This window comes from Hominisplanchenecus sp., from assembly GCF_046967715.1.
In the GTDB taxonomy this organism is placed as follows: domain Bacteria; phylum Bacillota; class Clostridia; order Lachnospirales; family Lachnospiraceae; genus Hominisplanchenecus; species Hominisplanchenecus faecis.
In genome coordinates this window covers 1-5,626 of the sequence record NZ_JBKVNQ010000095.1, presented here as the reverse complement: position 1 = coordinate 5,626, position 5,626 = coordinate 1, and the positions used below count along the sequence as shown (strand labels likewise).

Sequence of the window (5,626 nt, the reverse complement as noted above, 5' to 3'; positions counted from 1 at the left end):
CAGGATCACAAACTTTAATAGAAAGGCCAGGATCACCGGCCGCATATTTTAGAAATCTCCTTTGAACTCGATCGATGCCCCCATCGCCATCAGTCCGAGCGGCGTTGCAAGCACTGCTACATTTTTTACTGTTTTTTCAAGGATCACCGGCATCGGAAGTTTTAAAACAGACCACACAACGCCCGTCAGGATCCCGACAATGATCGGATTGGTGATGATCCCGTGTAACGTTTTGCGTATCAGTGCTCCGTTTACCCTGCCGCGTTCCGGCCGCATTACGGTCAGTACTACAACCGCCATAATGTTATAAAGCGGCACACTTGCCACAATCATCAAAGGTCCCATGCCTGCCTCACCGTAAATGTTCTGGATAAAGGCAATTCCGAAGATCGCCGCACTGCTCCGGTAAGATGCCTGGATAAACTCACCCTGCAGGCTCTTATCTTTCAAAAGAAAGGACAGTAATGTTACCGCTGTAATACTGATTAACGTAGCAAGGAAACAAAACACTACAAATTTCCAGTCCCAGGCTTCAAAAAAATCAACGGTCGCCAGATCCTGGAATACCAGCACCGGAAGTGCCACCTTAAATACAAAGCTGTTCATCTTATCGACAAACGATCCGTCCATGATATGCCACTTTCGAAATGCATATCCGAGCATCATCGTCAGGAAGATCGGCATCGTTGCATTCAGGCAAAACATCAAATTACTCATAAAACAAAACTCCAATCTCTGCAGTTTTTTCATGACAGCCTGTTCAAGAAAACCTGCTGCTCACCGCCTGCAGAAGCGGGGCATCTCACGTCCGATGTATACTATACCATGTCCCTTCGCTTTTTTCCAGTGCATATCAGCGATTGCGTTTCAGACCAGCCTGCGGATCGCTCCTTCTTCCATTTTTATTTTACATTTTGCCCCCGATCTCCATATGCTATAAATCCTATAGCAATGCTTCTTTTTTGTACACAATTTCAAAAATTTTTCACAAAAATTGTAAATTATACTTGCATTTCCCTTATCAGAATAGTAGTATAGGGATATAAAATTTTAGGAGGTGATTTCTATTTCTACTTACAATCTTACTGCTACAACCAAGCTGATCATGGATTATCTGTGGGATTTCCCAGAAGGTACTTCTTTCCGTGAAATTTACAAACATTTCACAGAAGTGAAAGGAAGAGACTGGAAACGCCAGACTCTTTACACTTACCTGACGATCTTGATGGAGCAGGGTTTCCTGAGAACAGAAGGCTCCCGTCGCAGAACTACTTACATCCCGGCAATTTCCCGCGATGCTTACCGTGAGTTCCATGCAAAGGAGATTCTGGAGGATGCTTATGACAATTCTCTTGTAAAATTTGTAACAGCTTATGCAAAGAGCGATAATATCACAAAAGAAGATGCTGACGCAATTATCGCTATTCTGAATGATACTGTAAAATAGCCATTCAGAGGGGAGTGCAAGAGTACGTATGAATATTACAAATTACTATAGTTGTGTGGTACACTTGTGTATGCGTCAGCTTTTCTTCTGGAAAAGCCTGACGGACACAGGAAAAGGAGTTCACTTGAATGTGAGCTCCTTTTCTTTTTACATATTTTCTGTCGGCTTAAGATTACTGCTGGAACTGACGGAAGAAATCTTCAAGAGAATCGTAACTGTCGCTTCCGCTGTTTCCTCCGTTTCCACTGTATCCATCGCTTCCATTGCCGTCATATTCATAATACTGACGCGGCTGGCTCTGTCCATTATCCTGTCCCTGACTGTTATCCTGGCTGTTTCCCTGATCCTGACTCTGTGAACCTGAAGAATCTGAGCTACCATCTGAGGAAGAAGTGTACTCACTCTTCTTTGCCAGTGTGACAGAGAAGGTATTCTCTACATATTCTCCGCCCTGTGCTGTCTTGACAACCACATCGATCGTCTCACCTGCTTTGTAATACTCCATGCGTGAAAACAGTTCATTTCTGGAAGAAATCGTGATGCCATCCAGTTTTGTGATGATGTCACCTTTCTTGATGCCTGCTTTTTCTGCCGGAGAACCTTCTACTACGCTGTATACAAATGCACCTGCCGGCAGATTGTAGATCTGACGTGCTTCTTCGGATACATCTCTTGCATCAACACCGAGGAAACCAAGTTCTTCGCTGTCCGTTACTTTTGCTCTGGTCGTACGGTTCATCAGCTCATCCAGGATCGGAGAAGCTGTATTGATCGGGATCGCATATCCCATACCCTCCACGCCGGTATCTGCTGCCTTTGCGGAATTGATACCGATCAGATTGCCGTTCGCATCGAGCAGTGCACCGCCGCTGTTACCAAAGTTGATCGCTGCATCCGTCTGGATCATATTGTTGCTGACATTATCGATCGTCACTTCCCGGTTCAGGGCACTGATGTAACCTACCGTCAGAGACTGTCCGTATCCGAGTGCATTACCGATCGCGATCACCTGATTGCCGATTTTCAGTTTATCGGAGTCACCCATAACAGCAACTTTCAGTTTGCTCTGTACATCTTCGGAAATATCAGAAAGACTGACTGCCACAACGGCCAGGTCATGGTCCGAATCCGTACCTTTTACCTGTGCTTTTACGACGGCATCATCGGTGTTTTCCGTATCCACGGTAAAGCAGACGCTCAGTTCTTCTGCTCCGTCCACCACATGGTTGTTGGTAGCGATCAGAAGCTCTTTATCTGTCTTGGCAATGATCACACCGGAACCGGCACTTTCTGTTTCCTGATACTGTGTTGTTCCGAAAAACATGCTCTGTACTTCTTCTACGCCTTTGTTTGTGATTGCTACGATGGATGGCATCGCATTCTCTGCGATCTCAGAAACATCGCCGGCTGCTGAGACGCTCTGTGTGACACTCTGGCTGTTATCTGCATCACCGGCTGCCTGTGTCTGCAGCTCTGCTCTCTGCTCAGTCTCACCGGATGAGATAGTCTCGCTTTCTGCCACAAGACTGCTCACGGATTTTTTGGAATCGATCGTTCCGAACGTCACACCAAGCACCAGACCGAATACGGCTGCACATCCTAAAGCAACTGCGATCTTCTTGCCTGTGCCAAACGGCTTTTTCCCGCCGCTTTCCAGCGAATGTTTCTGCTGCGGATGATTTTGGTAAACGCCGTCATGCCATCCGTCTTCTCTCTGGTGATACTCGCCATTCTGATAGTACTGACGGTATCCTTTCTTTTCTTCGTTAATATGCTCTTCTGCATGATGCTCTGATGAACCATACTGCTGTGAGTTCTGTGTGCTGCCTGTCGGCTCTGCCTGTTCGCCTCTTTCGTAGCTGTAATGGTAAACAGATGACTGCTCCCCGGATTCTGCGGATGCTTCGGTTTCTTCCGCTGTCGATGCCTGTACCTCTTCGGTTTCTGACAGCTGATCTTCTTCCCCGTACATCTGCCCGGTTTTCACTTCATCCTCTGCGGATGGCTGCTTTGGATCGTAGCGGTCTTCATTTTCTTTATTATCAAATTCATCATACATGACCAAATCCTCCTCTTATCGCTATTTTGCGTCTGACTTTTCTATCAGGCCACATTTTTTCTGTATGGTATGAAAGTATAGCAGTCGTTTGTGTTCAAAGTGTGACAAAATCGCTTAATTTTTACATCTTGACTGAAGTTTCTTTTTCTTCTCCCAATAACTCTTATTTCCTGTAAAGTGTAAAACTATTTTTTCCGGCAGTTTCTGATAGGACCTGCCAAGCCTATAACCGAGCAGTTTGCTTGCACTTCGCATCCCCAGAACCGGAATGAGATACGGCTTTCTCTGTGAGATCAGATACGCTGCGGTCGCCTTCACCATGCGAATCCCTTCACTTTCTGATTTTGCCATGGCAAAAATCTCCGGGTGATCCGCCTGGGACACTGCCAGATCAAAGTTCCGGTGCAGCTGCTGGCGATTTGTATAGTTGTGGGAATGAACCACTCTTGCTTCTGCAACATAGGCAATGGCATAACCTTCCTGGATCAGTTTTCCCGCAAATATCATATCTTCATTGAAAATGGTGTGCTTTACGAAACCTCCCAGCTTTTCGTAAATGCTTCTGCGGTACATCGCACAGACATTCGAACAGAAAAACGTTTTGATCCCCAGACGGTCTAAGTCTGCTTTTGTTTTTACGCTGCTCTCTTTCGGATAATTAAAACTTCTCGTATAACGCTCGATGATATCGCAGTCTTTGTCCGGCAGCTGTCTTGCATAGGCTGCCGCCACCTTTTCCTTTTCAAAAGCGGATACCAGTTTTTCCACCAGATAAACATCTGCCGGGACGGCATCCTGCGTCATAAATAAGATCAGATCCCCGTCAAGCAGGGAGGCGGCACCATCTCTGGTACCGCCGTGGTCAAAATCTTCTGTCTCTATATGCCGGATCTGTACATTCTGCCACGTTTCATATCCTTTTTCCGGAAAGAACTTTTCTTCCGTATTTACGATCAGGATCGTCCCGATCGGATAAGTCTGTTTCTGAAGCATATGCATCAGCCGGTCAAATTTATGATCCGGTTTATAGCTCGGAATCACAACATCTACCGTTTTTTTCACATTCTCCCTACTTTCTTGTTTACTGTATTCCTGTATCGTTGATGATCTGCCAGCTGATCTCCTGCACGGAATCGGATGGTTCATAACTGCTGTCATCGAACAGCCACTGGTGAAGCTGACGTACATTGTCTGCCAGATCGACTGCCACCACGCAGTCTCCTGCCTGAAGATTTGCTGCCGTTAAATTAAACGGAAATCCTGTCTGGTCTGTCAGATTATAAGAAGAAACATCTTTTGCCAGGGAGAGCAGCTCTGTGTTGCCAAGGCTTGTCATCATATTGCCGGCCACGTTGTCGATCAGATTGTTCAGTGTCAGAAGATCGGCACTTTTTGCCTTCTCCAGGATCTTCTGAAGAACGGTACGCTGTCTTTCGGTACGTTTGAAATCGCTTCCTTCCGTGTAACGGATACGGCAGTAAGACAGTGCCTGAAGTCCGTTTAAGGTCTGAAGTCCTGCATATTCGACCGGAACGATCTCTTTGCCGGTCACCTGGGAACCCTCTACCTGATAATTGTTCAGATGTACAATCTCGTCCTCCTGCACATCGATGTCAATGCCGCCAAGTGCATCGACCACATCGGCAACTGCCGTGAAATCTACGGTGACAAAATCCGTGATATCCAGATCCAGGTTTTTGTTCAGCATGCTGATCGCACGGGAAGGTCCGCCGAAATAATAACATTCGGTCGCCTTGCGGTACTCTCCGTTTGTATTGTCCAGGTAAGTATCGCGGTAAACAGACACCAGTTTGACATCTTTTGTCTTGTTGTTGATGCTTGCGATCAGAATGGTATCACTGTGAGCCTCTTTGTCAAGGCTTCCCTCTCTGGAGTCCACACCGAACAGTGCAATGTTTGTATAGCCTTTCAGGTTGACATTGTCATTGATCACAATGTCACCTTTTGATACATCGGCACGTTTGATCTTGCCGACCTTTGCAGCAACAAACAGTCCGGCTGCCAGAAGTACAAGGATCAGGATTTCAATGATAAACGTGATCCGTTTTCTCTTCTTTTTCTTTGCTGCACGTTTTCTTCTGTCATTCTGTTCATAGTAC

5 protein-coding genes are annotated in these 5,626 nt (G+C 46.1%); 1 reads left to right on the top strand and 4 read right to left on the bottom strand.

From position 1 onward, the window contains the following. Positions 1 to 48: 48 nt before the first annotated feature. Positions 49 to 717 (bottom strand): AEC family transporter, encoded by a 669-nt coding sequence (locus ACLTL4_RS10725; protein ID WP_412320528.1) that lies wholly within the window; start codon positions 715 to 717, stop codon positions 49 to 51. A 340-nt stretch (positions 718 to 1,057) separates the two neighbouring features. Between ACLTL4_RS10725 and ACLTL4_RS10720 the strand changes: the two genes are divergently transcribed. Then, positions 1,058 to 1,447 carry a BlaI/MecI/CopY family transcriptional regulator gene (locus tag ACLTL4_RS10720; protein WP_022119971.1) on the top strand — a complete coding sequence of 130 codons (390 nt, stop codon included), beginning with the start codon at positions 1,058 to 1,060 and terminating at the stop codon, positions 1,445 to 1,447. A gap of 172 nt (positions 1,448 to 1,619) precedes the next feature. Here the strand turns inward: ACLTL4_RS10720 and ACLTL4_RS10715 are convergent, their stop codons facing one another. From ACLTL4_RS10715 to ACLTL4_RS10705, 3 genes are all read right to left on the bottom strand, one after another. Next, positions 1,620 to 3,506 carry a S1C family serine protease gene (locus tag ACLTL4_RS10715; protein WP_412290685.1) on the bottom strand — a complete coding sequence of 629 codons (1,887 nt, stop codon included), beginning with the start codon at positions 3,504 to 3,506 and terminating at the stop codon, positions 1,620 to 1,622. A gap of 114 nt (positions 3,507 to 3,620) precedes the next feature. Then, on the bottom strand, positions 3,621 to 4,568 hold the full coding sequence (locus ACLTL4_RS10710; protein WP_412290687.1) for a glycosyltransferase family 2 protein: 948 nt from the start codon (positions 4,566 to 4,568) through the stop codon (positions 3,621 to 3,623). A gap of 19 nt (positions 4,569 to 4,587) precedes the next feature. Then, the coding region (locus ACLTL4_RS10705) for an LCP family protein (protein ID WP_412320527.1) at positions 4,588 to 5,626 on the bottom strand (1,039 nt) is incomplete at its 5' end.